The organism is Catenulispora pinistramenti (assembly GCF_018274385.1).
In the GTDB taxonomy this organism is placed as follows: Bacteria; Actinomycetota; Actinomycetes; order Streptomycetales; family Catenulisporaceae; genus Catenulispora; species Catenulispora pinistramenti.
Genome location: NZ_JAAFYZ010000113.1, coordinates 1 through 25240, shown reverse-complemented (window position 1 = coordinate 25240; position 25240 = coordinate 1). Strand labels below are relative to the sequence as shown.

Sequence of the window (25240 nt, the reverse complement as noted above, 5' to 3'; positions counted from 1 at the left end):
CGACGCCCGGAGGCCACGTGCCGGGCCTAGGCTCCTGAACCGCCACATGAGCGTTGGCTGAAAGAGGAGCGCATGGAGAACGCCGTCGCGGTGCGGGGTCTGGGGATCACGAAGACCTTCGGTGACATCGTCGCCCTCGACCAGGTCGATCTGAACGTCGCCCGGGGTCGGATCCACGGCCTGGTCGGGCCGAACGGGGCCGGCAAGACCACCCTGCTCGGGCTGCTGCTGGGCCTGGCGGTGGCCGATTCAGGGTCTCTGGAAATACTTGGGGACCCAGTGGGCCGCACGCTGGCCGCGCCGGACGGCGTGTCGGGGTTCGTCGACGGCCCGGGCCTGTACCCCACGCTCACCGCGAAGCAGAACCTTGCGGCGCTCGCCGGGCTGCGTCCTCGCGGCGCGCGCACCGCTGGCATCGGCGAAGTCCTCGAAGAAGTCGGGCTGGCCATGGTCGCCGACGACAAGGTACGGGGTTTCTCGCTCGGCATGCGGCAGCGGCTGGGCCTGGCCGCGGCGTTGCTGACCAGGCCGAGGCTGCTGGTGCTGGACGAGCCGGCCAACGGCCTGGACCCGTCCGGCAAGAAGCAGGTACACGGTGTGCTGAACCGGCTGGTGGCCGACGGCGCGACGGTGATCTTGTCCAGCCACCGGATGGACGACCTGGAAGCGCTGTGCTCGGAGGTCACGATCCTGGCGACCGGCCGCGTGGTCTTCTCCGGGCCGCTGAACAAGCTCTCCGCCGAGGACCGCGAACTGGACTACCGGCTGCGCACCTCGGACCCGGAGGCGGCGCGAAAGGTCGCGCGAGAGACGCCGGGCGTGGAGGTCATCGAGGGCTCCGACGCCGTGGCCCGCGGCGACGACCTGCTCGTGTTCCGCGCGCAGGTGGCGGCATTGGACGCGCTGATCGCGCGGGTCGTACGCGCGGACATCGCGGTGCGGGAGCTGGCGCCGGTGGTGTCGCCGCTGGAAGCGGCGTTCCTGGCGCTGACCGAGCAGCCAGCCGAAGGCCAATCCGAGCCCTCCCACCGACCAAAGCACAACCTCCAGGAGGCCGGCCGATGACCGCCACCCTCGCCGAAGCCCCCGCATCCGAAGCCGCGCCCCCGGTCGCGCGGCCGGTCCCGGTCGGGCGGGTCCTGCGCTTCGAGCTGGTCAAGCAGTTCTCGGCGTGGCGGGTGCGGTTGCTGATCCTGCTGTGCTGGCTGGGCCCGGCGGTGCTGGTCTTCGCCATCGACCAGCAGAGCACGCTGCCCTCGGACACCCTGTTCGGCCGCTGGATGTATGCCACCGGGTGGGCCGGGTCGCTGGTGGCGCTCGGGTTCGCCGGGACGTGGGCGCTGCCGCTGCTCACGTCGGTCGTCGCCGGGGATGTGTTCGCCTCCGAAGACCGGCTCGGGACCTGGCGCCACCTGATCATCGCGATCCGGTCGCAGCGGCGGATCTTCGCTGCCAAGGCCTTGGCCAGCCTCATCGTGATCCTGTTGCTGGTCACCGGGCTGGCCGTCTCCAGTATCGTCGGCGGGCTGCTGGCCAAGGGGGACAAGCCCTTGATCGGCCTGGACGGCCATACGCTCGCCCCCGGGGACGCGGCCGGGAAGGTGGTGCTGGCCTGGGTGTGCGTGCTGGCGCCGACGCTGGCGCTGGTCGCCATCGGGTTGCTCGGTTCGATCGCGCTGGGCCGGTCGCCGATGGGCCTGCTGCTGCCGATGCTGGTGGCGCTGGGCATGCAGTTGGCGCAGATGCTGCCGCTGCCGGTGGCGTTGCGGCTGGCGCTGCCCGGCTACGCCTTCATCTCCTGGAACGGGCTGTTCACCGATCCGCGGCAACTCAAGCCCCTGCTGATCGGGATCGTCGTCAGTCTGGTGTGGGCCGTCGTCGCCACGGTCCTGGCCTACCTGCTGTTCCTGCGCCGGGACTTCACCAACCTGACCAACGACGGCGCCGGCCGCCGCGTGGTGTCCCTCGGTGTGCTGCCGCTGGCCGGGCTGCTCGCCGTCACCACCGGGGTGGTCGCCGCGGCCGGCGGGGCCGGGGGTTCGGGCATCGAGCAGGACAAGGTCCAGCAGTCGGTGGCCACCGCGTTCGCCCACTTGTACCGCCTGCAGGAAGCGCAGATGCACCGGCCGCCGGTCACCGAGGCGCAGCTGCGGGCCGCCGCGTCGTGTCTGAAGACCGAGGGGCACGGGGCCCAGGAGGGCGCGGGTAACGACTGGCGGTGCACCGTGACCTGGCACGTTCCCGGGGTCACGCTCACCGGCACGTCCTACTACCAACTCGATGTGACTGCGAACGGGCGCTACATCGCCGACGGCGATGGGCCGCAGGAAGTAAACGGCTACTTCCTCATTGCCACCCCAGGTGGGGATGTGCCGAATCCGCTGTGGCAGTTCGACGGCAATGTCGATCTGCTTCCCACTCACTGAAGGACTCACTCGATGCAAGTAGCGCGCCGCAAGGTGCACAAGCCGAACGCCTTCCAGCGTTCGGTCGGCCTGGACCGCGGTCGGCTGTCGAAGGCCGCCGTGCTGGCGGTCGGCCTGGTGGTCACCACCGCCGGGGTCGGTGCCGCCTCGACCTCGCAGCTCGGCCATCAGCAGGTCGGCCAGCTGACCAACAAGGGCGAGGTCATCGCCTCCGACCAGTACATCAACCCGATCGGCACCCGCCTGGTGGTGAACCAGGGCAAGATCATGGGCGCCACGGCCAGCCCGGACGGCACGCACGTGGCCGCCACCGTCACCGACGGCACCGGCGCGCTGGTCATCATCGACCTGCGCAGCTACCAGGTGCAGCAGGTGGTCGGCAAGGGTTCCGGGGTGAACCTGGCGATCAGCGGCAACGACATCGGTCAGACCTCGCCGACGTACTCCCCGGACGGCAAGTCGCTGTGGATGGGCCGGGCCAACGGCTACACCAAGTTCACGGTGAACGCCGACGGCACCCTGGCCAACCCGGTCGACGTCGCCATCCCGGCGGCCGGCCAGCAGCAGGCGCTGTCGGCCAAGGCCGTGTTCTCCGCCGACGGCTCGACCGTGTACGCGGCGGTCAACGGCCAGAACAAGGTCGTCGCGATCAACGCCGCGACCGGCGCGATCACCCAGACCTGGACCACCGGCACCGCCCCGCGCGGCATGGTGCTCGTCGGCGGCAAGCTGTATGTGAGCAACGAGGGCGGCCGCGCCGCCGAGCCCGGCGACACCACCATGAACTCCTACGGCACCCAGGTCCCGGCCGACCCGGCGACCGGCGCCTCGACCACCGGCACCGTGAGCGTCATCGACACCGCGAACCCGGCGGCGAAGGTCGGCAGCATCACCGTCGGCACCCACCCGACCGCGGTCTACGCCTCCGGCGACACGGTGTTCGTGGCGAACACCACCGCCAACTCGGTGTCCGTGATCGACGCTAAGAAGGACAAGGTCGTCCAGACCATCGCGACCCAGCCGTGGCCGGAAGCGTCGGTGGGCTACGAGCCGGACGCGATCTCCCTGACCAAGGACGGCCACCTGCTGGTCAGTCTGGGCCGGGCCAACGCGGTCGCGGTCTACCGCTTCACCTCCGCCAAGCAGTCGGCCAGCTACGTCGGCCTGCTGCCGACCGACTACTTCCCGGCCGAGGTGGCCACGGTCGGCAACCAGATCGTGGTGGCCAACACCCGCGGCGTGGACGCCCTGCGCCCGACCGTCGCGGCCGGCCACAACACCCACGACACCACCAGCAGCCTGACCCGCTTCACGCTGCCCAGCGACCAGCAGATCCGCGCCTACACCGGCAAGGTCTTCCAGTACAACGGCTGGACCCCGGGCTCGGTGAAGTACGCCGCGGACAACAAGAGCGCCCAGAACAAGAAGCCGGTGGCGATCCCGGCGAAGATCGGCGACCCGTCGACGATCAAGCACGTGTTCCTGATCGTCAAGGAGAACCGGACCTACGACCAGTTGTTCGGCGACATGTCGCAGGGCAACGGCGACCCGACGCTGACCCAGTTCGGCCAGGCCGTCACCCCGAACCAGCACGCGCTGGCCGCGCAGTTCGGGCTGTACGACAACTTCTACGACACCGCGACGAACTCCGCCGAGGGGCACAACTGGCTGATGCAGTCGGACGACCCGGAGTACACCGAGTCCTCGGCCGGCGAGTACACCCGCAGCTACGACACCGAGAACGACGTCCTGGGCCACCAGGAGTCGGGCTTCATCTGGACCGGGGCCCAGGCCGTCGGCAAGAGCGTCAAGGACTACGGCGAGTTCCAGTCGATCGAGAACAAGCCGGCCGGCGCGACGTGGCAGGACTACTACTGCGACGCCCAGACCATGGCCGCCACCGGCGCCCCGAGCCAGTACCCGATCCAGACCGGCTCGGCGATCCCGTCGCTGAACAGCGTCTCGGTGCCCGGCTTCCCGCTGTTCGACCTGTCGGTGCCGGACGTGTACAAGGCCGAGGTCTGGAAGCAGGACTTCGAGAAGAACGGCCCGGCCAACCTGAACATGTTCTGGCTGTCCGACGACCACACCGGCGGCCCGCCGAGCCCGGCCGCCGAGGTCGCCGACAACGACCTCGCGGTGGGCCAGATCGTCGACACCATCTCGCACAGCCCGTACTGGAAGGACTCGGCCATCTTCGTGGTCGAGGACGACTCGCAGGCCGGGCTGGACCACGTGGACGGGCACCGCGCGCCGGTCCAGGTGATCAGCCCCTACGCCAACCACGACACCGTGGACTCGCACTACTACTCGCAGGTCACCATGGTCCGCACCATCGAGCAGATCCTCGGGATCCACCCGATGAACCAGATGGACTCCGCGGCCACCCCGATGACCACCGCGTTCACCGACAAGCCGAACCTCGCGCCGTTCAACGCGGTGCCGAACCAGACGTCGCTGACCCTGGGGTTGAAGCAGCAGCCGGCTTGCGGCTCGAACGTGCCCGGCGGTCAGACCACCGCGTCCGTCGCGCAGGCCAGCGCCGCGGCGTCGGCGGTTCCGGCCTCCCAGGCCGCCGTCGCGGCGCAGTGGAAGTCGTGGGCCTCGGTGCAGCGGTTCACCGGTCCGAACGCCGAGCCCGACTTCGCGAATCCGGAGCAGATGAACCGGTACACGTACTACCAGACCACCGGCTGGACCAAGCCGTACCCGGGCGACAGCAAGATCTTCGCGCCGAACGACGTCCCCGGTGCCTTCCTGCCGGGTGCGGACAACGACTGATCCGCCTGTGAACAGGTAGCTCCGCGCAGTACGAGGCGCCCGGCCGGTTCTTCCGGCCGGGCGCCTTCATCGTTCCTTCTTGCGGGGTGCGTACGAGTTTTTTGCGCAACTTCATCAGAGTCTTGCGGTGGGCTCGTAGCGTCTATACGGTGGCCCACGCATGGATTCCCGTGTCGAGGAGTTCCGATGAGACAACGTCCCGCCACCGCAAGAGGCCTTCTGCCGCGTCTGCTCCCGTTCGCTCTCGTGCTGGCGCCGGTGACCGCTTTCGCGGCGCCCCGGTCGCACGACGCCGTCGCGAATGCCGGCACCGCCGCCAGCGCTGCCGTCGTCAAGCCCGCCGCGGCTTCGGTCGGAGCGAATCAGGGCTTCACCAGTCTGGAGGCCGAAGCCGGCACGCTGCTCGGCGGCGCCTCGACCGTGAGCCTGACCGCACCGCCGACGACCGAGTACTCCAGCGCGGCGCTGGAGGCGTCCGGCCACGCCTACGTGCACCTGGCCGCCTCCGGGGCCGGGGTGCAGTGGACGAACACCACGGGGGCGCCGATCAGCTTCCTGAACGTGCGGGCCAGCATCCCGGACGCGCCGGGCGGCGGCGGCATCACCTCCACCCTCGACCTCTATGTGAACGGCGTCTTCCGCCAGGCGCTGAACCTCAACTCCAAGCAGACCTACATCTACGAAGGCACCAACTACAACAACAGCGACGACAAGAACCCCGCCGACGGCGACCCGCGCGACTTCTGGGACGAGTCCCACACCTTCGTCACCGGCGCCCCGATCGCCGCCGGCAGCACCTTCTCGCTGGTGAAGGACTCGGCGAACAACGCCTCGTACTACGACGTGGACGTCGCGGACGTGGAGAACCCGCCGGCCCCGATCGCCCAGCCGGCGAACTCGATCTCGATCACCAGCTGCGGCGCGGTCGCCGATGACGCCCCGACCAACGGCGGCGCCGATCCGGCCGCGCAGGACAGCACCGCCGCGATCCAGAACTGCATCAACCAGGCGCAGTCGCAGAACAAGACGCTGTGGATCCCGCAGGGCACGTTCTACCTGAAGGGGACCACCGGCCTGCAGGCCACCGGCATCACCATCGCCGGGGCCGGCATGTGGTACAGCACGATCTACCGGGACGTCCCGCTGCCGAACAGCCAGCCGTTGGCCGCGGTGTTCTCCGTGACCTCGTGCACCGTCGAGGACTTCCACGTCGACTCCGACGCCACCAGCCGCGGCACGGTCGGCGGTGACGGCGGCGCGATGGACACCACCGGCACCGACTGGGTCGCCGACGGGATGTGGAACCAGCACACCGAATCAGGGTTCTGGGCCTCCGGCACCGGCGGCACGGTGAAGAACAGCCGGGTCACCGCCGAGTGGGCCGACGGGATCAACCTGAACAACGTCTCGCTGACCGGCACCGTCGGGAACGACCTGACCGCCACCAACGACTTCGTGCGCGGTACGGGCGACGACGCGATGGCGATCAACTCCGTCGCCTACAACGGCTCCACGACCTACACCGCCATGTCGAATGTGACGCTGACTGACAACAGCCTGATCGCACCGTGGGGCGGCAAGGGCATCGGCATCTACGGCGGCAGCGGACACCACGTCGAGGACAACTACATCAGCGACACCGCCCGCTACATCGGCCTCGGCGCCGGCCGATTCGGCGTCAACGGCAGTGACCTGCACGGCGCGACGGTGTCCGGCAACGTGGTCGTGCGCTCCGGCGGCAACGCCTACAACCAGGGCCAGCCCGCCTTCCACATCGGCAACGGCGGCGACGGCCAGAACACCGGCGTGGTGGACAGCGTGGACGCCACCGGCAATACGATCAGCAACTCGCTCTATGACGGCGCCGGCTTCTCGCAGTCCACGAACAGCACCTTCGCCGACAACACCATCACCTCGCCGTGGCGCAACGGCGTCGTGATCCAGCCGCCCTTCTACCCGGCCCCGACCGGTTCGGCGTCCATCACCGGTAACACGGTGACCGGGCTCGGCAGCGGGTTCCAGCCGTATATCAACAACTCCAGCGGGTTCACCGCCTCGGTCAGCGGCAACAGCTGGCAGGGCGGCGGCGGGACGCCGGAGGGCCCGTACGGCGGCACCCCGGCCGCGGTGCCCGGCACGATCCAGGCCGAGAACTACGACACCGGCGGTGAGGGCGTCGGGTACCACGTGACCTCGACCAACGGCAACGCGAACTCCTACCGTTCCGACGGCGTGGACCTGGAAGCCACCTCGGACACCGGCGGCGGCGATGACCTCGGCTGGACCTCGGCCGGGCAGTGGTTCCGGTACACGGTGAACGTGGCGAGCGCCGGCAGCTACACGGTCAGCTTCCGGGTGTCGGCACCGTCGGCCGTCACCGGCGCGCTGCACCTGTCGAACGCCTCCGGGGCGAACCTGTCCGGCGCGGTGAACCTCCCGGCCAGCGGCGGCTGGCAGACCTGGGAGACGGTGACGGCCACCGTCACGTTGCCCGCCGGGCAGCAGGTGCTGACGCTGAACCAGGACACCGGCGGTTGGAATGTCAACTACCTGACGCTGGCGGCGTCCTCCGGCGGGAACCCGGACCCGAACCTGGCACTGAACCGGCCGGCCACGGCTAGCGGCTCCAACCAGGGCTACGTGCCGGGCAACGCGGTCGACGGGAACACCTCGACGTACTGGGAGAGCACGAACAACGCGTTCCCGCAGTGGTTCCAGGTCGACCTGGGCTCGGCGCAGAGCGTGGGGCGGGTGGTCATGGACCTGCCGCCGCCGAGCTCGTGGAGTGCCCGGACCCAGACCATCCTGATCCAGGGCAGCACCGACGGGACGAACTACACCACGCTCGTCCCGGCGCAGGGCTACGCCTTCGACCCGGCGAGCGGGAACACGGCGAGCGCCACCTTCGCCGCCGCCGGCGTGCGCTACCTGAAGCTCACGTTCACAGCCAATACCGGCTGGCCCGCGGGCCAGCTTTCCGAACTGCAGGTATACGCCAGCTGAGGGGCAGCGTTCTGCAGTGGGGCGAGGGGCCGGTTGATCCGCAGTCACGGACCGGCCCCTCGCCGTTTCCCTGTGTACGGTGAAGGCGTGAACGAGGCTCACCCATGACCACGCGGCTGTGCGCCGACGCCGCCGAGGCCGTGGCCGGGATCCAGGACGGCGCCACGGTCCTGGTCGGCGGCTTCGGGATGGCCGGGATGCCGGTCGCGCTGATCGACGCGCTGATCCGGCAGGGCGCCGAGGACCTGACGATCGTGTCCAACAACGCGGGCAACGGCGACACCGGCCTGGCGGCGCTGCTCGCCGAGCGCCGGGTCCGCAAGGTGATCTGCTCCTTCCCCCGGCAGTCCGACTCCTACGTCTTCGACGCGCTCTACCGGGCCGGTGAGATCGAGCTGGAGGTGGTGCCGCAGGGGACGCTGGCCGAGCGGATGCGGGCCGCCGGTGCCGGGATCGGGGCGTTCTACTGCCCCACCGGGGTCGGGACGCCGCTGGCCGAGGGCAAGGAGACACGGGTCATCGACGGCCGGGCGCACGTGCTCGAATACCCGATCCGCGGCGACGTCGCGCTGATCGGCGCCCACCGGGCCGACCGGATGGGCAACCTGGTCTACCGCAAGACCGCGCGCAACTTCGGGCCGGTGATGGCCACGGCCGCGACGCTGGTGGTCGCGCAGGTGCGGGAGGTCGTCGAGATCGGTGGCATCGATCCGGAGACCGTGGTGACGCCGGGGATCTATGTGGATCGGGTATTCGTGGATCAGGTTCTGGAGGATCGGGTGTCGCAGGAGGCGCGCGCGTGCTGACCAAGCACCAGATGGCCGCGCTGGTCGCCGCCGACATCCCGCGCGGGGCGTTCGTCAACCTGGGCATCGGCCTGCCGACGCTGGTCGCCGACCACCTGGCCGCCGATTCCGGCGTGGTGCTGCACACCGAGAACGGGATGCTCAACATGGGCCCGGCCGCACACGGCGAGCAGATCGACCCCGACCTCACCAACGCCGGCAAGGTGCCGGTGACCGAACTGCCCGGGGCGTCGTACTTCCACCACGCCGACTCGTTCGCCATGATGCGGGGCGGCCACCTGGACATCTGCGTGCTGGGCGGGTTCCAGGTCTCCGCGGCCGGGGACCTGGCGAACTGGCACACCGGGGAGCCGGACGCCATCCCGGCCGTGGGCGGCGCGATGGACCTGGCGATCGGGGCCCGGCGCGTGTTCGTCATGATGACGCTGTTCACCAAGACCGGCGAGCCCAAGCTGGTGCCCCGGTGCACGTACCCGTTGACCGGGCTGGCCTGCGTCGACCGGGTCTACACCGACCACGCGGTGTTCGAACTCGGCGCACGGGGCGTCGTGGTCCGTGAGACGTTCGGCATGGGAGTCGAGGAGTTGGCGGAGCGTCTGGAGGTCCCGCTGAGCGGGTTCGCCAGCGCCGAGCCGGGGAGGGATGAGGCATGAGCGTTGAGGAGCCGGGCGGCGACCGGGAGCAGGCCGTCACCGACGAGGTGCTGGCCAGTTTCGCCAAGACCGCCGACCCGCGGCTGCGCCAGATCATGGACAGCCTGGTGCTGCACCTGCACGCCTTCGCCCGCGACGTCCGCCTCAGCCAGCAGGAGTGGGACGCCGGCATCGACTTCCTGACCCGCGCCGGCCACCTCACCGACGACCGCCGACAGGAGTTCATCCTGCTCTCCGACGTCCTCGGCCTGTCGATGCTGACCGTCGCGATCAACGAGCCGAAGACCCCCGGTGCCACCGAGGCGACCGTCTTCGGGCCCTTCTTCGTCGACGGAGCCCCCGAAGTCCCGCTCGGCGGCGACCTCGGCCACGGCGCGGCCGGCACACCCTGCTACGTCTCGGGCCAGGTACTCTCACCCGACGGCGGCCCGGTACCCGGCGCGCGCCTGGACATCTGGGGCGCCGACGAGGACGGCTTCTACGACGTCCAGTACCCGGACGGCCACACCGCGGGCCGCGGCTGGCTGCGCGCGGGCGAGCACGGCGACTACCGCTTCTGGACGGTGCTGCCGACCCCCTACCCGATCCCGCACGACGGCCCGGTCGGCGACCTCCTCACCGCGACCAGCCGCGGCCCCATGCGCCCGGCCCACCTGCACTTCAAGGTGACCGCACCGGGCTACCGGACGCTGATCACGCACATCTTCGTCGCGGGCGACCCGTACCTGGCGAACGACGCGGTGTTCGGGGTGAAGGACAGCTTGGTGGTCGACGTCGGGCACTATCGGGACACGCCCGCGCCGGATGGGTCGCACGGCGCGGGGCCTTGGACGCGGATGGGGTTCGATCTGGTATTGGCTCCGGAGGAGGCTGGTTTTCGGGCTGGCGCTTGAGCCGGTCTCTGAGTCGGTCCCTGAGTCGGTTCTTGAGCTGATACGCGGCGCTTGGTCCCGATGGGGGCGTGGTGGAAAACCTGTGGAGACGCACCCCGTAGATCGCTACCGTCCCGGCCATGACCAACCCTCCAGGCTTCGGTTCCGGCAGTCGCCTCACCTTCATGTCACCCCTGTCCGACCGCCGCGCCGATCGGCTCGCCGCCGAACTGGCCGCCCATGAACCGGCGACGGTGTTCGACATCGGCTGCGGCTGGGGCGAACTGCTGCTCCGAGTACTGGACGCCGCGCCGCGGGCTCGCGGCATCGGCGTCGACGCGTTCGGCCCGGATGTGGAACGGGCACGCGGCAACGCCGCGGACCGCGGCCTGGCCGACCGGGTCACCTTCCTCGAAGGCCAGGCCAAGGACCACCTGTCGGCGGCGGATCTGGTCATCAACTCCGGGGCGTACCAGGCCTTCGGCAGCATCCCGGACGCGTTGCGGGCCATCAGGCCGCTGGTGAACCCCGGCGGCCGTGTGCTATTCGCCTGCGAGATCTGGGACCGCACCCCGACGGCCGAGGAACTGGCTGAAATGTGGCCGGGCACCACAACCGACACCTGCCTGCACCTTCCGGACCTCGTAGATCAGGCCGTGGCCGCCGGATTCCGCCCGCTGAACGTAGAGATGTCCACCCGCGGCGAATGGGACTGGTTCGAAGCAGGATTCGCAGCAAGCTCGGAGGAATGGCTGCTGGCCAACGGCGACCACGACGAGGCCGACGCGCTGCGCGCCAGACTCGACGCACAACGCAGGAGATGGCTGCGGGGATCACGCGACACGATGGGCTATGCCTACCTGACACTCGGCGTTCCAACCCACCCGACTGCGATCTGAAATCGATCGCCCGTGGCGCCAGGCTCTGGAGGAGGCCGGCTATGTCCGGATCCGCCAGGCGTGAGGGCCAGTCAGTCGGTCAACGACTTCTTGGGCCGCAGCACACAGAACTCGTTGCCCTCCGGGTCGGCGAGCACCACCCACGTCGCGTCAGGCCCCTGACCCACGTCGATCCGCCGCGCGCCCAGCCCGATGAGGCGCGCCACCTCGGCGTCGCGGTCGTCGGGGACCAGGTCGATGTGCAGCCGGTTCTTGCCCGCCTTCTCCTCCGGCACCGGCAGGAAGCACAGCCCGGGGTATGTGTCAGGGTCGGCGCCGACCACCGTCTCCTCCTCGTCCTCGACCAGCACCCGGTAGTCGAGGGCGGCGGCCCAGAACCGGCCGAGCGCGGCGGGATCGGCGGCGTCGACGCTGATGTGGTAGATGCGGCTGGGCACGTGGCGCGCGCCTTTCGTCAGAGACAGTGCGTAGATATCTGAAGTAGATATCACGTCCCGAAGTAGTGCCCCTCATCCAAATCCGCGATCAGCCCCGGCCGCACCGGCGCCCACCCCAGCGTCTGCCGTGTCAGCGTCGCGGACGCGGGCTGGTCGGTGGCGAGCAGCGGGCCGAGGAAGCCGAAGTCCTCGGGTGGCAGGGCGGCGGTCGGGAGGTTCAGGTGGCGTCCGATGACCGCGGCGATGTCGCCGGTCGGTACGCCTTCGTCGCCGACCGCCTGTAGCACCGAGCCGGCCGTGGCCTTCTCCAGCGCCAGGCGGAACAGGACCGCGGCGTCCTTGACGTGGACCGCCGGCCAGCGGCTGCCGCCGTCGCCGACGTAGCCGGAGGTGCCGCGGTCGCGGGCCAGGCCGATCAGGCGGGCCACGAAGCCGTGCTTGTCGCCCGCGCCGTGGACCGAGCGGGGGAGGCGCACGACCGAGGGCCGGACGCCGCGGGCCGCGAAGTCCAGGGCCACGCGGGCGTTGGCGTCGCGGCCGGCCGCGGGGGTGTCGGGGGCCGCGGAGTCGAGTTCGGTGGCGACGCGGCCCGGGACCGCCGGCGTCCCGGACGTCACGACCAGCGGCTTGCCCGAGCCCTGTAGCGCGCCGCCGAGCGCCTGGATCGCGGTGCGGTCGGCGTCGATGGCGCCTTGGAAGTCGCTGAAGTCGTGGATGAACGCCAGGTGGATCACGCCGTCGCAGCCCTTGGCCGCGGCGGCCAGGGTGTCCGGATCGCCCAACTCGCCGCGCACCGCCTCGGCCCCGGCCGCGGTGAGCGCCGCCTCCGACGCGTCGGAGCGGGCCAGGCCGAGTACTTGGTGCCCGGCCGCCAGCAGTTCCGGGACGACGGCCGAGCCGACCCAGCCGGACGCGCCGGTGACGAACACCCGCATGCGAGACCTCCCGATCGGGACCCCTGTGGACGCGATCAGGCTAAGCACGGCCGGATTGCGCGGGCGCGCCGAGCGCCGCCAGCCGTGCGATGGGCTCTCAGCCTTCGTCCGAGTGACCCGAGTAGTCAGGCGTAGCGGGCAAAGCCTGCCCGGCCCGCAACGCGGCCACCGCCAGCGCCGCCTCGGCAGGCCGGTACTCCTCCCCATACAAAGCCCCCGCGCGCCGCGGCGCCTCCATCGGCCCGGCATCCGCCAGCCCGCCGAGGTCGGCGACGGCGAAGCCGGCGTCGTCGATCAGGCCGGCGACCACCTGCTTCGCCTCGGCGTCGTCCCCGGCCATGAACAGCACCACCCGCTGCTCGGCCGGGCGCCCGGCCTCGCTCGCCTGGAACGCGGCGGTCAGGGTGTTGAACGACTTCACCAACCGGGCGCCGGGCATCCGGCGCTGGTTGAACTCGGCGGCCGTCTGGCCGTCGGGCAGGCTCTGCGCGCCCTCGCGGCCGAACTGGTTGGTCGTGTCGATCACGATCTTCCCGGTCAGTGGACCGGCCTCGGCCAGCGCCGCGTCGACCTGGGTCCACGGCACCGACAGGAACACCACGTCGCCGAACGCCGCGGCCTCGGCGACCGTCCCGGCCCTGGCCCGCTCGCCCAGTTTCGCGGCGTCGGCCTCCAGCCGCGCCTGGTCCCGGCTGAAGGACAACAGCACCTCGTGCCCGGCCGCGACCCACAGCCGCGCCGCGTTGCCGCCGATCCGGCCCGCTCCGATGACACCGATCTTCATGACGCCTCCACCCGTTCGGAAACAGCCTGCGTATTAGCTTGGGCCCAAGCTAATACACTAAGCGGTATCGGGGGTAGAGTCAGGCTGTGGGTACGAAACCGAGGCCTAGGCCCAGGCCGGGGCTGGATTCGGGGCCGGATCCGGATCCGAGCCGGTCGGCGGCGCGCGGCGAGGCCGCCGCGGACTCCGTGGACCGCCTCCTCGCCTCCTGGCACGAGACCAGGCCCGACCTCGACCTGTCCCCGGTGGCGATCTTCGCCCGGGTCAACCGGCTGAACCGCACCTTCGACGCCGAACTTGAGACCACTTTCACCGAGCACGGCCTGAACGCCGCCGAGTTCTACAGCCTCGTCACCCTGCGCCGCCTCGGCGAGCCCGACGGCGTCTCGCAACGCCGCCTGATGCGGGCCCTGAACCTCAGTTCCGGCACCATCAGCACCCGGGTGGACCGCCTCGTGGAACGAGGACTCCTCACCCGCGACGTGGATCCGGCCGACCGCCGCAACAGCCGCGTCGCCCTCACCGCCCAGGGCATCGCGCTGTTCGAACGCGTCACCCCCGCGCACATCGCCACCGAGAACCGGCTGCTGGCCGCCCTGGACCCGGCGCAACGCGATCAGCTCATTGATCTTCTCCGCGTGCTGCTGGTGTCGCTGGAAGGCACGAACCCTGAGCCCACCTTCCCGCGCCTGGGCTTCACCCTGGCCCCCGCGCACGTCACCATGGCCATCCGCCGGGCCGCCGGCCTGCCGGAGACCGTGGGCCTGATCGTCCGCGCCGTCGAGCCCGGCGGCCGGGCCGAGCAGGCCGGGACGATGGTCGGGGACGTGCTCACCAGCGCCGACGAACAGCCGCTGCGCTCGATCGCCAGCCTGTACGCGGCCATCAACAACGCCGCCGAGAAGGGCGTCCTGGCCCTCGGCGTGCTGCGCGGGGAGAAGACGCCGGCCACCCTGCGGCTCGACGTCGGCCCGCGCCCCGGCGACCAGCCGCAGCCCACCGACATCGCGCCTTCCCCGCGAGTGCAGCAACATCAGCTGTAAGCGCGGGAAAGGTTCCCACCCGGACGATTGACCGGCTGCCACCCCGGCCCGCCGAACCAAGTTCGCCGACGGGCGATCGGGATGGGGGATTCCGGTCATTCGTTCGGCAGGGGTCCGTTCGACCCGCCGGATGCCCGAAGGTGGGGTCACCAACACGGTCGTTCGTCCGAGAGGCGGTCCTCCCATGCCCGGTTCCCCGCAGTGGCCCCACCACGAATCCGTCGTCATCAGCAGCGGCGCGCGCACCGGCCTGCCGGTCATCATCGCCGTCCACTCCTCGGTGCTCGGGCCGGCCGCCGGCGGCTGTCGGATCTGGCGCTATCCGCGCTGGCAGGACGGGCTGGAGGACGCGTTGCGGCTGTCGGCCGCGATGACCGCCAAGTTCGCTGCCGCCGGGTTGGCGTGCGGCGGCGGCAAGACGGTCGTCGCGCTGCCGGAGGGGTACGACCTCACACCGGATCGCAGGCACGACCTCCTGTCCGACATCGGCGACGCCGTCGAGGCGCTGGACGGCCGGTACGCCACCGCACCCGATGTCGGCACCTCGACCCTGGACATGGTGGTGATCGGCGAGCGCACCAGCCACGTCTTCTGCAAGCCGACCGAGCACGGCGGCAGCGGCGACTCCTCCCCGGCCACCGCCGACGGGACCCTCGCCGCGCTCCGGGCGGTCGGCGCCCGGCTGGGCGGCGGCGCGGCGGACGGGACCGGGCCGCTGCGCGGTCTGCGGCTGGCGGTCGTCGGGCTGGGGAACGTCGGATCGCGGCTCGCTGAACTGCTTTCCGAAGCCGGCGCAGAACTCGTGCTCAGCGACATCGACGCGGGCAAGCGCGAGCTGGCCGATCGGCTCGGCGCGACGTGGGCCGAGCCGCACGAGGCACTGACCGCCGAGGTCGACATCGTCGTCCCGGCCGCGCTCGGCGGGGTGCTGACCGAGCAGATCGTGCCGGAGTTGCGATGCCGCGCCGTGGTGGGGCCGGCCAACAACCAGCTGGCGGTTCCGCAGGTCGCTGATTCACTCCAGACGCGCGGCATCGTGTGGGTCCCGGACCACATCGCCAGCGCCGGCGGCGTGATCCACGCCGTCACCGTGGAGCTCGACAAGCGCCCGGAAGACGAGGCGCGGCAACGGGTTCGCGGAATCGAGCACACGGTGGCCGGGCTGTTGCAGGACGCGGACAGCGGCGGGGTGACGGTCGCGGCGGTGACGGAGGAATTGGTGCGGGCGCGGCTGGGGACTCCGGATCTCGGCTAGCGGACGACGACAGCAGCAGCCGCCGCCGGGGGGTCGCCGGCGGGCCCCGGCGGCCGAACTTTGCCAGGATCGGACCATGGATCAACTCGATGCGGAGATCGTCCGCCTCCTGCAGGCCGACGCGCGGCAGTCGAACCGGGAACTGGCTCGCGCGCTCGGGGTCGCGCCGTCGACGTGCCTGGAGCGGGTCAGGTCCCTGACTCGGCGCGGCGTCATCCGCGGCTATCACGCCGAGATCGATACCGCGGCGCTCAACCGTGGGGTGCAGGCGCTGGTCGCGGTGCAGATCAGGCCGCTGAGTCGGAGTGTCATCGACGCGTTCTCGGAGTTCGCCTCCGGGCTGCCGGAGGTGCTGAGTACGTTCGTGCTGTCCGGCGGGGATGATTTCGTGCTGCACGTCGGCGTGCCGGATCTGGACCGGCTGCATATGTTCCTGAGCGAGCGGTTGGCCAAGCGGCGTGAGGTCACCGGGTTCCGGACCTCGGTGATCTTCAAGCAGGTGCACAAGGCGGTGCCGGAGCGGCTGCCGGACTGACCGGGGCGTGGTGCGAGTTGATGCGGTGCCGGGGGAGCGGCCGGTCCGCTCCTCAGCCGTCGCTCTCCGCGATGAGGCGCAGCACTTCGCTCTCCGGGAGGTCCTTGGACTCGACGTTCGACATCATCCGCATCCGGCCGTCGACCGGGCACTTCATCAGCCGCCGCGAGCCGAAGTGCAGCGACAGCAGCAGACGCGAGGTCTCGGAGGAGATGAACAGATGTCCGTCGGAGCACCGGAGGATCCGCTTGCCGATGATGCCTTCCATGGGTCCGCTCCCGTCAGTGTCGAGTCCCGGATGGTCAGCCAAGTAGCGCGAACGCCGCCGCGGAGCCGGCCAGCACGATCATCGCGAGGAAGATCAGGGTGATCTCCTTCGCGCCGACATAGCTCATGTTGGCGCTGCTCTGCTGAGCCGGGGCCTTCTTCGACGCCATGGGGTTCATGCCTTTCGCAGGTCGGTATCGCCGGTAACGGTAGCCGGTCGACCTGTGGGCCCCGCACCCGGGGGCTCACCCAGCGCCACCCAGGCTCGCCCCCACCTTACTTAGCTTCGCCCACCTCACCCAGCCTCCCGCGCCGCCTGCCAAGCGGCACTGTCCACGAAGTACGTGTCGAACCGCTCTTGCGAGGCTCGCAGCGTCCCGGCCGGCTCCTGCCCGGCCCGCGTCCGCTGCACCAGCCGGAAGTAGTCGAAGCGCTGGATGCCCGGGGTGATCACGATCAGCGCCTCGGCCGCGGAGCCGGGGTGCGCGGCGAAGGCATGGTCCAGGTGCGGCGGCACGACCAGCAGGTCGCCCGGGTCGGCGGTGTGGACCTCGGTGCCGACCAGGACGTCCAGCCGGCCGTCGAGGATGTAGAAGAGCTCTGATGAGGCGGTGTGGTGATGCGGGACCGCGCCGTTCGCGCCGGTGGCGAGTTCGACGCGGTGTGAGCTCAGCGCCCCGCCGGTGGCGTCGGCGTCGGCCAGCAGGATGTGGCCGATCAGGGGCACGCGCTCGGCTTCGGCGGCGCGGATCAGGACCGGCTGGTGGGGGACAGGGCTGGGAGCGCAGTGGTTCGTCAGGTTCGTCATGGGTCCAGCCTCACTCCGAGCCACATCATCGGTCCAACAGATGTTGCCGCTGATATGCATCGCTAGAATCGATGTATGGAGCTCAGGCAGCTGGAGCAGTTCGTGGCGGTCGCCGAAGAGCGGCACTTCACCAGGGCCGCGGCGCGCGTCCACGTCGGCCAGTCCGGCCTGAGCGCCGCCATCGCCGCGCTGGAACACGAACTCGGCGACGCGCTGTTCGTGCGCGACAACCGCCAGGTGACGCTGACCGCGGCCGGACAGGCGCTGCTGCCCGCGGCCCGGCGCGCACTGGCAGCGGTCCAGGACGGCCGGGACGCGGTGGCCGGTGTGCGGGGCGTGCTGCACGGCCGGCTGCACGTCGGCGCGATCCAGACCTTCGGGGTGGTGGATCTGCCGGCCGCGCTGGCCGGGTTCCGGCGCCGTCATCCGGCGGTGACCGTCCGGCTCACGCACGACGCGGCCGGTGCCCTGGCGCGCGCGGTCGCCGAGGCCGAGCTGGACATCGCCTTCGTCGACGGGCCGGTCGACTCCCGGCTGACCCGGGTCCGGCTGGGGCGCGATCGGCTGGTCTTGGCCGTCCCGGCGGGGGATCCGCTGGCCGACGCCGCCGAGATCGGCTTGGCCGATCCGGCGTTGGCCGATCACGACTTCGTCGCCTACCGGCTTGATTCCGGGATGGAGGCGCAGATCGCCGTCGCCTGCGCCGACTCCGGTCTGGCCCGGCGGATCGTCGCCGAGGTGGTCAACCTCCAGTACCTGGTGGAGTTCGTGCGGCACGGCGCGGGGGCGGCGATTCTGCCGCCGGGAGCGATCCCCGCCGGATCGCCGGGGATCAGGGCCATCCCGATCACGCCGCCGATCCATCGGGACCTGTGCGCGGTCGTGCCCGGCCGCCGACCGCCGACCGGGCTCGCGCGGGCGCTGCTCGATGCGCTCCTTGAAACCCTCCCCGGCGACCCCGGCGACCCCGGCGACCCCGGCGACCCCGGCGACCCCGGCGGCACCCTGCGGGGCGGCCCCGGCCCTACTTCGCCCCCCGGGCCGTGATCAGCCGTTCCCGATCGAACATCGGCGCGATCAGCCGGTAGGCCATCACGTCCAGCAACAGCAGCCCCACCGCGAACAGCACCGCGACCCGGAACGACGGCGTGATCACGTTGAACGCCATCAGCGCCGTGATCGCCAGCGGCGGCAGGCTGGCCAGCGTCCCCAGCTGCTGCGCCACCCGGACGTCGTTGGCCCGCACCGAGACCGCCAGCCCGGCCCAGATCGCCCAGCCGGCCAACAGCGGGATGAACAGCACCTGGGCCAGGATCCGCGGGCCCTCCAGGGTGGCGTCGGCGACTTGCTGGTGCGCGAAGAGCTTCACCATCAGCAGGAAGATGCCGAGCATCGTGTAGGCGATGGCCACCGCCGGGATCAGCGCGGCCAAGGCCTTGCCGATGAGCAGTTCCTCGCTGCGGACCGGGGTGGTCAGCACCGGCTCCAGGGTGCCCTGTTCGCGTTCGTTGACGATCGAGGTGGCCGAGATGGTGGCCGGCAGGATGACCGGGACCAGGAGCATGAACAGCATCGTGGAGCCGACCCGGGCGTCCAGGGCGGTGTGCGAGACGGTGGTCGGCGCGGTGAAGATGTTGATGATCGGGTTGACCAGGAAGAGGATCGGCAGGACCGTCATCGTCCCCAGGACGAACCGGTTGCGGCGGTAGTCCGTCACCTCTTTGCGGAGCACGGCCCGCACTCGGTGGCTGTCGATGCGGCCGGACCGCACCGCCTGGAACGCTCTGATCGCACTCATCGCTGGTTCGCCTCCACGTCCTCGTTGACCAGCTCCAGATAGACGTCTTCCAGCGAGTGCCGGGATTCGCCGACCGACAGCACGTCGGCCTCGGCGTGAACCAGGGCCCTGACGACTTCCGGGGCGGCCACCGCCGGATCGCTGACCGCCAGGCGGTAGCCGCCGGTGGGGTCGGACTCCCAGCTCTGGACGCCGGGCAGCCCGGTGAACACCCGCGCCGGATCGGCCAGCGGGGCCGCGGTGATCACGACCAGGCCCCTGTTGAACAGCTGCTCGCGCAGCTCCGAGGGCCGCCCGATGGTGCGCAGGGTGGTGTTCAGGATGGCCACGCGGTCGCACAGCGCCTCGGCCTCGGCCAGCCGGTGGGTGGTGAAGAAGATCGTGACACCGCGGTCCCGCAGGCCGGTGATCAGGTCGTGCACCCCGCGTGCGGCGACCGGGTCCAGGCCGGAGGTGGGCTCGTCCAGGAACAGGATCTCCGGGTCGTTGAGCAGGGTCCGGGCCAGGCCGACGCGCTGGCGCAGGCCCTTGGACAGGCTGCTGCAGATGTCCTGCGCGCGGTCGGTCAGGTTGACGGCCTCCAGCGCCTTCTTGATCCGCTGCTCGCCGTCGGGGAGATGGTAGAGCCCGACGAAGTACTTCAGGTTCTCGGTGACCGAAAGCCGGCCGTACAGGCCCGGCGCCTCGGTCATGATCGCGATCCGCTTGCGGATCTCGACGGCGTTCTCGGCGTTCAGCGCGAGCCCGGCCACGGTCGCCTTGCCGGACGTCGGCGTGATCAGCGTGCCGAGGCTGCGGACCGTGGTGGTCTTGCCGGCGCCGTTCGGGCCCAGGAAGCCGAAGACCTCGCCGCGGCCCACGCTGAAGGTGACGTCGGAGTAGGCGGTGCGGGAGCTGAAGGTTTTGGTGAGCTTGTCGACGACGAGTACGGGGTCGTCCATCGTGGCGGTCATCGCCCCTCCTCGGGGTCGGTCTGATCGGTCTGGTCGGTTTGATCCGTTCGGTCGGTCTGGTCCGTTCGTTCGGTTCGGTCGGCCTGGTCGGTCTCCTCGGCCGGTCTCGGTGGCCGCCCGCGCCGGGGCATCTTCCCGACGTTCGACGGCAGCCGGCCGGCCTGGGACAGGGCCTGGCGCAACACGTACTCGATCTGGGCGGTCGTGCTGCGCAACTCGTCCCCGGCCCAGCGGGCCAAAGCGTCGTGGACGGCCGGGTCCAGGCGCAGCAGGATCTGCTTGCGGTCGGCCATAGGCGGGCGGTCGCCTTCCTATTGGTAGAGCGTGCCGGTGTTGACCACCGGCTGCGTGGACTGCTCGCTGCACAGCACGACGAGCAGGTTGCTGACCATCACGGCTTTGCGCTCCTCGTCGAGCTCCACGATGTTCTCCTCGCCGAGCGATTCCAGTGCCCCGCGCACCATCCCGACAGCGCCCTGCACCATCCGCTGCCGGGCGGCCACGATCGCCTCGGCCTGCTGCCGGCGCAGCATGACCTGGGCGATCTCGGGGGCGTAGGACAGCCGGGTGATCCGCGACTCGACCACCTCGATCCCGGCCAGCGCCACCCGGGCCGCGATCTCCCGCGACATCTGCGAGGTGATCTCCTCGGCGTGCTCGCGCAGCGAGATCTGGCCCTCGCCGCGGGCGTCGTAGGGGTAGCTGGTGGCGGTGTGCCGGACCGCGGTCTCGGCCTGGATGCCGACGAACCGCACGAAGTCGTCGACGGCGTAGACGGCCTCGGCGGTGTCCCGCACCTGCCAGACCACGACCGCGGCGATCTCCACCGGATTGCCGTCGGCGTCGTTGACCTTCAGCGTGGCCGTCTCGTGGTTGCGGACCCGGGTGGAGACCTGGCGCCGGGTGGTCATCGGGTTGACCCAGCGCAGGCCGGTGGTGCGGACCGTGCCGTCGTAGCGGCCGAACAGCGCGATGACCCGGGCCCGGCCCGGGGCGACCGGGGTGAGCCCGACCAGCAGGATCACGGCGGCGATGATCAGGACGGCGTGCACCGCCGGGGCGGCGCCGCTCGCCGCGATGGTGACGACGATCGCGACGACGGCCAGGATCAGCGGAGCCCAGCCCGGGATGTTCCAGGCGGGGCGCTCCGTCAGGGCCGGTGGTGCCGGCGGTGCCAGTGCGCCGGGCGGCTGCGGAGCGGGGTTGATGGACATGGGGACGACTCCTTGGACCCGTGGCCTCGGTGCTCTTGAGGGAGCTGATGCTCTCGAAGAAAACTCTAGCAAAGTGATATCACTTTTACACCGAAGCAAGTGCTTCGGGGTGGCGCGTGCCCAGCGGTTCGGTGGTTCAGTGGTTCGGTGGTTCAGGCCAGAGCGTCCAGGGTGCGGGCCAGCAGTGCCGGTCCGGTGACGTGGGCGAGGTGGCCCTGGCCCGGCAACACCTGGACCCGCGGCGCGGTCAGGCGCTGCCGTACGTGGTCGAAGGACGTGCCGTAGGGTTCCGTGCCCTGGTCGGCTTCCCCGATGATCAAGTCGATCCGCTCGGCCCGGCGGGCGAGCGCCTCGGGCGGCTGGGACGCGTTGAGCGCCGCCAGTTCCGCGTAGAGCGGTTCGCTGAGGCGGCGCAGGGCCGACCAGCCCTGCCGGTCCGCGCGCAGCGCTTGAACGTGGTCCGGGGCGAAGCCGGAGACCCGGGTGTTCACGATGTCGACGCTGCGGTCCCAATCCCGGCCCTCGGCGGCGGCGCGCAGCGCCGGCAGTTCCGCGCGGGCGAAGGGCGCGATCACCGGTTCGTAGGCGATGACGTGCCGGACCGGCCGTTCGGTCGCGGCCGTCAGGGCGATCAGGCCGCCATAGCTCCAGCCGAACAGCGTCCGCTCGCCGCCGAGGCGGTCCAGGACCGCGAGGAGGTCCTCGACTTCGGTCCGCAGGGTGTGGTCCCGGGGCAACGGGCTCGACGGCGTGCGTCCGCGCCGGTTGAGGACGGCGACCGACGGCCACGCGGTGATCGCGCGAGCGACGTGCCGCCAGGTGTGGGCGTCGCTCATGACGCCGGGGACCACGACCAGGCCCGCGCTGCCGGGGTCGGCGTCGCCGTAGACGTCGACGGTGACCCGGCCGTCGGCCGGCACCGGAATGGTTTTCTGAATCGTTCGCTCCATAATGTGATTATGGAGCGAACGCTCTACAATGCCAAACATGGCCCCAGCGCAGCGCGGCCGTCCCCGCGCCTTCGACCGCGACCAGGCGATCCTGGCCGCCGCCCGCCTGTTCTGGCGGTTCGGCTACTCGGGCACCTCGACCCGGACGCTGACCGAAGCGCTGGGGATCTCCACCTCCAGCCTCTACGGCGCCTTCGGTACCAAGGCGGACCTGTTCCAGGAGGCGGTGCACACCTATGCCGAGCGCTATCGGCAGATCTACGAGCAGGCGATCGCCGAGGACGACATCGGCGTCGTGTTGGAGCAGATCCTGACCCGCTCGGTCCAGGAGTTCACCCAGCCGACCGACCGGCACCCCGGATGCCTGATCAGCAGCGCCGTCATGACCGACGGGCCGCAGACCCTCGACGTCCGCGTCTACCTGGCCGATCTGCACCGGGCGAACGAGCGGGCGCTGCGCGCGCGGATCGAGCGGGCCGTCGGCGAAGGGCAGCTGCCCGCCGCCACTTCGGCGAGCACGCTCGCCGGGCTCGTCCAGGCCGTCTGGCACGGTCTGTCCGTGCAATCCAACCTCGGAGCCACGCGGGCGGAACTGTTGGCGGGCGCGCGCCTGGCGATCGGCTGTTTCGTGGCGTGAATCCGGCTGTCTGGTGTTTCGCGACGCGGCGCCGTGAGCGGTATACCGGTGCTGATCGTTCTATCGAGGGAGCACTGTGAAGATACTCATCGTCGGTGCCGGGATCGGCGGGCTCACCACGGCTTTGAGCCTGCACGCCGCGGGACTCGGGGCCGGGGTCCAGGTCATCGATGCCGCCGCCGAGCTGCTGCCGCTCGGGGTGGGAATCAATCTGCTGCCCCACGCCACCCGCGAGCTGACCGAGCTCGGGCTCGGGCCGGAGCTGGCGCGGATGGCGGTGCCGACCGCCGAGGTCGTCATCATGGACGTGTTCGGGAACCGGATCTGGCACGAGCCGCGCGGGGTGGCGGCCGGGTACAAGTGGCCGCAGTATTCGGTGCACCGCGGCGAGTTGCAGACGATGTTGCTGGGTGCGGTGCGGGAGCGGCTGGGGCCTGACAGTGTTCTGACGTCCAAGGCGTTCGTCGAGCTGTCGCAGGACGCTGATGGGGTGGTGAGCCGGCTGGGCGGCCGGGAGGGGCAGGATCCGGGGACCGTCGAGTCCGACGTCGTCATCGGGGCCGACGGCCTGCGCTCGGCGGTGCGGGCGCAGCTGCACCCGGAGGAGGGGCCGGCGCGGTGGAGCGGCATCACGATGTGGCGCGGGTGCGTCGAGGGCGATCCGTTCCTGACCGGCCGGACGATGATGTGGGCCGGGAGCAACCGGGCCGCCAAGTTCGTGGCGTATCCGGTGTCCCCGCCGCGCGGCGAGCATGGAAGGGTGCTGATCAACTGGGTCGCCGAGGTCCGGGTCGACGCCGAGGACGTGCGGCCGCCGGACTGGAACCGCGCCGGCGAGCTGGTGGACGTCCTGCCGCACTATAAGGGCTGGAACATGGCCGGTGTCGACGTGTGCGAGCTGATGGCCGCCAGCCCGCGGATCCTGGAGTACCCGATGGTCGACCGGGACCCGCTGCCGTCCTGGGGCCGGGGCCGGGTCACGCTGCTCGGGGACGCCGCGCACCCGATGTATCCGATCGGGTCCAACGGCGGCTCGCAGGCGATCCTGGACGCCCGCCACCTGGCATACCTGCTGGCCCGGCACCGGGACGACCCGGTCGCCGGGCTGGCCGGGTATGAGGCGCTGCGGCGGCCGGCCACGGCGGACATCGTGCGGGCCAACCGCTCGTTCCCGATGGACCGGATCCTGAACCTGGTCGCCGACCGGGCTCCGCGCGGGTTCGACGCGATCGAGGACGTGCTGAGCGCGGCGGAGCTGACGGAGATCGGTGCGGCGTTCGGGAGTACGACGGGGACTGATGCTGAGCGGCTGAACGCGCGGGCTTCGTTGTCGGTGGGGGTTGATGGTTGATGGTTGGCGGCTGAGGGCTCGTGGCTACTGGCCAGTGGCCAGTAGCCGGCGGCCACCGGCCTGACGGCCGACGGCCGACTCAGGCCACGCCGACCGGTTGCGCCGGCTCGGCCGCGGCCACCGGTCGCGTGAACTCCCGCAGCTGCGGCGTCTTCACCACGATCAGCGCGAGCGCGGCCAGGCACAGCACGCCGCCGCTCACCAGCGCCACGCTGCCGGACGTCGCGGCGGCGGTCAGGCCGGCCCGCAGGTTGCCCAGCTCCGGCCCGGCCTGCCCGGCGATCTGCTCGGCGGCGGCGACCCGGCCCAGCATCTCGTTGGGCGTGTTCAACTGCACGACCGTGCTGCGCGAGACCACCGCGAGGGTGTCCGCGGCCCCGGCGACCGCCAGGCACCCCAGGCCCAGCCAGGCGTTCGGGACCAGGCCGAGCAGCAGCAGCGAGGCGCCCCAGATCGAGGAGCCGAGCAGCATGACGGCGCCGGGGCGGGGGAGCCGGGTGAAGGCGCCGGAGAAGACCGAGGCGGTGACCCCGCCGACCGCGATCGCTGCCAGGAACAGGCCCAGGGTGCGCGGGTTGCCGCCGAAGCGCTCGGCGTTGATCAGCGGGAACAGGCTGATCGGCATCGTCAGCACGGTCGTGGCCAGGTCGGTGAGCAGCGCCCCGCGCACCGGCGCGGTGTGCATCAGATAGCTGAGCCCGTCGGCCACGGCCCGCAGCCCCGCGCGCGGCGCCTGCTCCGTCCGCATCACCATGCGCGGCAGCCGATACGCGCCGTAGAGGGCGGCAGCGAACGACAGCGCGTCGATCGAATAGCACCCGCCGACCCCCACC

General features: G+C 70.9%; 26 protein-coding genes. 14 read left to right on the top strand and 12 right to left on the bottom strand.

Going from position 1 to position 25240, the window contains the following annotated elements:
- Nucleotides 1–72: 72 nt before the first annotated feature.
- From KGQ19_RS28125 to KGQ19_RS28090, 8 genes are all read left to right on the top strand, one after another.
- Nucleotides 73–1065 carry an ABC transporter ATP-binding protein gene (locus tag KGQ19_RS28125; protein WP_212014185.1) on the top strand — a complete coding sequence of 331 codons (993 nt, stop codon included), beginning with the start codon at nucleotides 73–75 and terminating at the stop codon, nucleotides 1063–1065.
- Nucleotides 1062–2426 carry an ABC transporter permease gene (locus tag KGQ19_RS28120; protein WP_212014183.1) on the top strand — a complete coding sequence of 455 codons (1365 nt, stop codon included), beginning with the start codon at nucleotides 1062–1064 and terminating at the stop codon, nucleotides 2424–2426. The genes KGQ19_RS28125 and KGQ19_RS28120 overlap by 4 nt, the downstream gene beginning before the upstream one ends.
- 12 nt (nucleotides 2427–2438) lie before the next feature.
- A complete protein-coding gene (locus KGQ19_RS28115) occupies nucleotides 2439–5207 on the top strand; it encodes a bifunctional YncE/alkaline phosphatase family protein (protein ID WP_212014181.1) in 2769 nt (922 codons plus the stop codon).
- A 186-nt stretch (nucleotides 5208–5393) separates the two neighbouring features.
- Nucleotides 5394–8210, top strand: coding sequence for a carbohydrate-binding protein (locus KGQ19_RS28110; RefSeq protein WP_212014179.1), 2817 nt, complete (start codon nucleotides 5394–5396; stop codon nucleotides 8208–8210).
- A gap of 104 nt (nucleotides 8211–8314) precedes the next feature.
- Nucleotides 8315–9016: a 3-oxoacid CoA-transferase subunit A gene (locus tag KGQ19_RS28105; protein WP_212014177.1), complete on the top strand. Its 702-nt coding sequence runs from the start codon at nucleotides 8315–8317 to the stop codon at nucleotides 9014–9016.
- Between the two features lie 11 nt (nucleotides 9017–9027).
- The gene (locus KGQ19_RS28100; protein WP_212014209.1) at nucleotides 9028–9669 is read left to right on the top strand and encodes a 3-oxoacid CoA-transferase subunit B; all 642 of its coding nucleotides are present in this window, start codon (nucleotides 9028–9030) and stop codon (nucleotides 9667–9669) included.
- On the top strand, nucleotides 9666–10562 hold the full coding sequence (locus KGQ19_RS28095) for a dioxygenase family protein (RefSeq protein ID WP_212014175.1): 897 nt from the start codon (nucleotides 9666–9668) through the stop codon (nucleotides 10560–10562). The genes KGQ19_RS28100 and KGQ19_RS28095 overlap by 4 nt, the downstream gene beginning before the upstream one ends.
- Nucleotides 10563–10681: 119 nt before the next feature.
- A complete protein-coding gene (locus KGQ19_RS28090; protein ID WP_212014172.1) occupies nucleotides 10682–11440 on the top strand; it encodes a cyclopropane-fatty-acyl-phospholipid synthase family protein in 759 nt (252 codons plus the stop codon).
- 71 nt (nucleotides 11441–11511) lie between these two features.
- Here the strand turns inward: KGQ19_RS28090 and KGQ19_RS28085 are convergent, their stop codons facing one another.
- The 3 genes from KGQ19_RS28085 to KGQ19_RS28075 all read right to left on the bottom strand — a co-directional run bounded on the left by KGQ19_RS28085 (nucleotide 11512) and on the right by KGQ19_RS28075 (nucleotide 13596).
- Entirely contained in the window at nucleotides 11512–11877 is a 366-nt protein-coding gene (locus KGQ19_RS28085) for a VOC family protein (RefSeq protein ID WP_307856532.1), read from the bottom strand.
- 50 nt (nucleotides 11878–11927) lie between these two features.
- Entirely contained in the window at nucleotides 11928–12812 is an 885-nt protein-coding gene (locus KGQ19_RS28080) for an SDR family oxidoreductase (RefSeq protein ID WP_212014167.1), read from the bottom strand.
- Nucleotides 12813–12909: 97 nt separating this feature from the next.
- Entirely contained in the window at nucleotides 12910–13596 is a 687-nt protein-coding gene (locus tag KGQ19_RS28075; protein WP_212014165.1) for an NADPH-dependent F420 reductase, read from the bottom strand.
- An 86-nt stretch (nucleotides 13597–13682) separates the two neighbouring features.
- Here KGQ19_RS28075 and KGQ19_RS28070 point away from each other — a divergent pair, with 86 nt between their 5' ends.
- The 3 genes from KGQ19_RS28070 to KGQ19_RS28060 all read left to right on the top strand — a co-directional run bounded on the left by KGQ19_RS28070 (nucleotide 13683) and on the right by KGQ19_RS28060 (nucleotide 16429).
- A complete protein-coding gene (locus KGQ19_RS28070; RefSeq protein WP_212014163.1) occupies nucleotides 13683–14639 on the top strand; it encodes a MarR family transcriptional regulator in 957 nt (318 codons plus the stop codon).
- Between the two features lie 184 nt (nucleotides 14640–14823).
- Complete coding sequence (locus tag KGQ19_RS28065) at nucleotides 14824–15894, top strand: Glu/Leu/Phe/Val dehydrogenase dimerization domain-containing protein (RefSeq protein ID WP_212014155.1); 1071 nt, start codon at nucleotides 14824–14826, stop codon at nucleotides 15892–15894.
- A 76-nt stretch (nucleotides 15895–15970) separates the two neighbouring features.
- Entirely contained in the window at nucleotides 15971–16429 is a 459-nt protein-coding gene (locus KGQ19_RS28060; protein ID WP_212014153.1) for an Lrp/AsnC family transcriptional regulator, read from the top strand.
- Between the two features lie 52 nt (nucleotides 16430–16481).
- Here KGQ19_RS28060 and KGQ19_RS28055 read toward each other — a convergent pair whose 3' ends face one another.
- The 3 genes from KGQ19_RS28055 to KGQ19_RS28050 form a co-directional block, all read right to left on the bottom strand.
- The gene (locus KGQ19_RS28055) at nucleotides 16482–16697 is read right to left on the bottom strand and encodes a hypothetical protein (protein ID WP_212014150.1); all 216 of its coding nucleotides are present in this window, start codon (nucleotides 16695–16697) and stop codon (nucleotides 16482–16484) included.
- A gap of 34 nt (nucleotides 16698–16731) precedes the next feature.
- Nucleotides 16732–16866, bottom strand: a complete 135-nt coding sequence (locus KGQ19_RS51250; protein WP_268907984.1) for a hypothetical protein — start codon at nucleotides 16864–16866, stop codon at nucleotides 16732–16734.
- A gap of 125 nt (nucleotides 16867–16991) precedes the next feature.
- Nucleotides 16992–17504, bottom strand: coding sequence for a cupin domain-containing protein (locus tag KGQ19_RS28050; RefSeq protein WP_212014148.1), 513 nt, complete (start codon nucleotides 17502–17504; stop codon nucleotides 16992–16994).
- Between the two features lie 75 nt (nucleotides 17505–17579).
- Here KGQ19_RS28050 and KGQ19_RS28045 point away from each other — a divergent pair, with 75 nt between their 5' ends.
- Nucleotides 17580–18551: a LysR family transcriptional regulator gene (locus KGQ19_RS28045; RefSeq protein ID WP_212014139.1), complete on the top strand. Its 972-nt coding sequence runs from the start codon at nucleotides 17580–17582 to the stop codon at nucleotides 18549–18551.
- Here KGQ19_RS28045 and KGQ19_RS28040 read toward each other — a convergent pair.
- The 5 genes from KGQ19_RS28040 to KGQ19_RS28020 form a co-directional block, all read right to left on the bottom strand.
- The gene (locus KGQ19_RS28040) at nucleotides 18529–19302 is read right to left on the bottom strand and encodes an ABC transporter permease (protein WP_212014137.1); all 774 of its coding nucleotides are present in this window, start codon (nucleotides 19300–19302) and stop codon (nucleotides 18529–18531) included. The genes KGQ19_RS28045 and KGQ19_RS28040 overlap by 23 nt on opposite strands.
- Nucleotides 19299–20255, bottom strand: coding sequence for an ABC transporter ATP-binding protein (locus tag KGQ19_RS28035; RefSeq protein ID WP_212014128.1), 957 nt, complete (start codon nucleotides 20253–20255; stop codon nucleotides 19299–19301). Before KGQ19_RS28035 ends, KGQ19_RS28040 begins: the two co-directional genes overlap by 4 nt.
- A complete protein-coding gene (locus KGQ19_RS50060) occupies nucleotides 20252–20548 on the bottom strand; it encodes a type II toxin-antitoxin system antitoxin (RefSeq protein WP_230419557.1) in 297 nt (98 codons plus the stop codon). The genes KGQ19_RS28035 and KGQ19_RS50060 overlap by 4 nt, the downstream gene beginning before the upstream one ends.
- Nucleotides 20549–20566: 18 nt before the next feature.
- On the bottom strand, nucleotides 20567–21469 hold the full coding sequence (locus tag KGQ19_RS28025; RefSeq protein ID WP_212014120.1) for an SPFH domain-containing protein: 903 nt from the start codon (nucleotides 21467–21469) through the stop codon (nucleotides 20567–20569).
- A 152-nt stretch (nucleotides 21470–21621) separates the two neighbouring features.
- Nucleotides 21622–22419, bottom strand: coding sequence for an alpha/beta fold hydrolase (locus KGQ19_RS28020; protein WP_212014118.1), 798 nt, complete (start codon nucleotides 22417–22419; stop codon nucleotides 21622–21624).
- Nucleotides 22420–22456: 37 nt separating this feature from the next.
- Between KGQ19_RS28020 and KGQ19_RS28015 the strand changes: the two genes are divergently transcribed.
- Nucleotides 22457–23056, top strand: coding sequence for a TetR/AcrR family transcriptional regulator (locus tag KGQ19_RS28015; protein ID WP_212014116.1), 600 nt, complete (start codon nucleotides 22457–22459; stop codon nucleotides 23054–23056).
- Between the two features lie 76 nt (nucleotides 23057–23132).
- A complete protein-coding gene (locus KGQ19_RS28010) occupies nucleotides 23133–24407 on the top strand; it encodes a flavin-dependent oxidoreductase (protein ID WP_212014114.1) in 1275 nt (424 codons plus the stop codon).
- 79 nt (nucleotides 24408–24486) lie between these two features.
- On the opposite strand, the gene KGQ19_RS28005 is transcribed toward KGQ19_RS28010, so the two are convergent.
- The coding region (locus KGQ19_RS28005; RefSeq protein WP_212014112.1) for an MFS transporter at nucleotides 24487–25240 on the bottom strand (754 nt) is incomplete at its 5' end.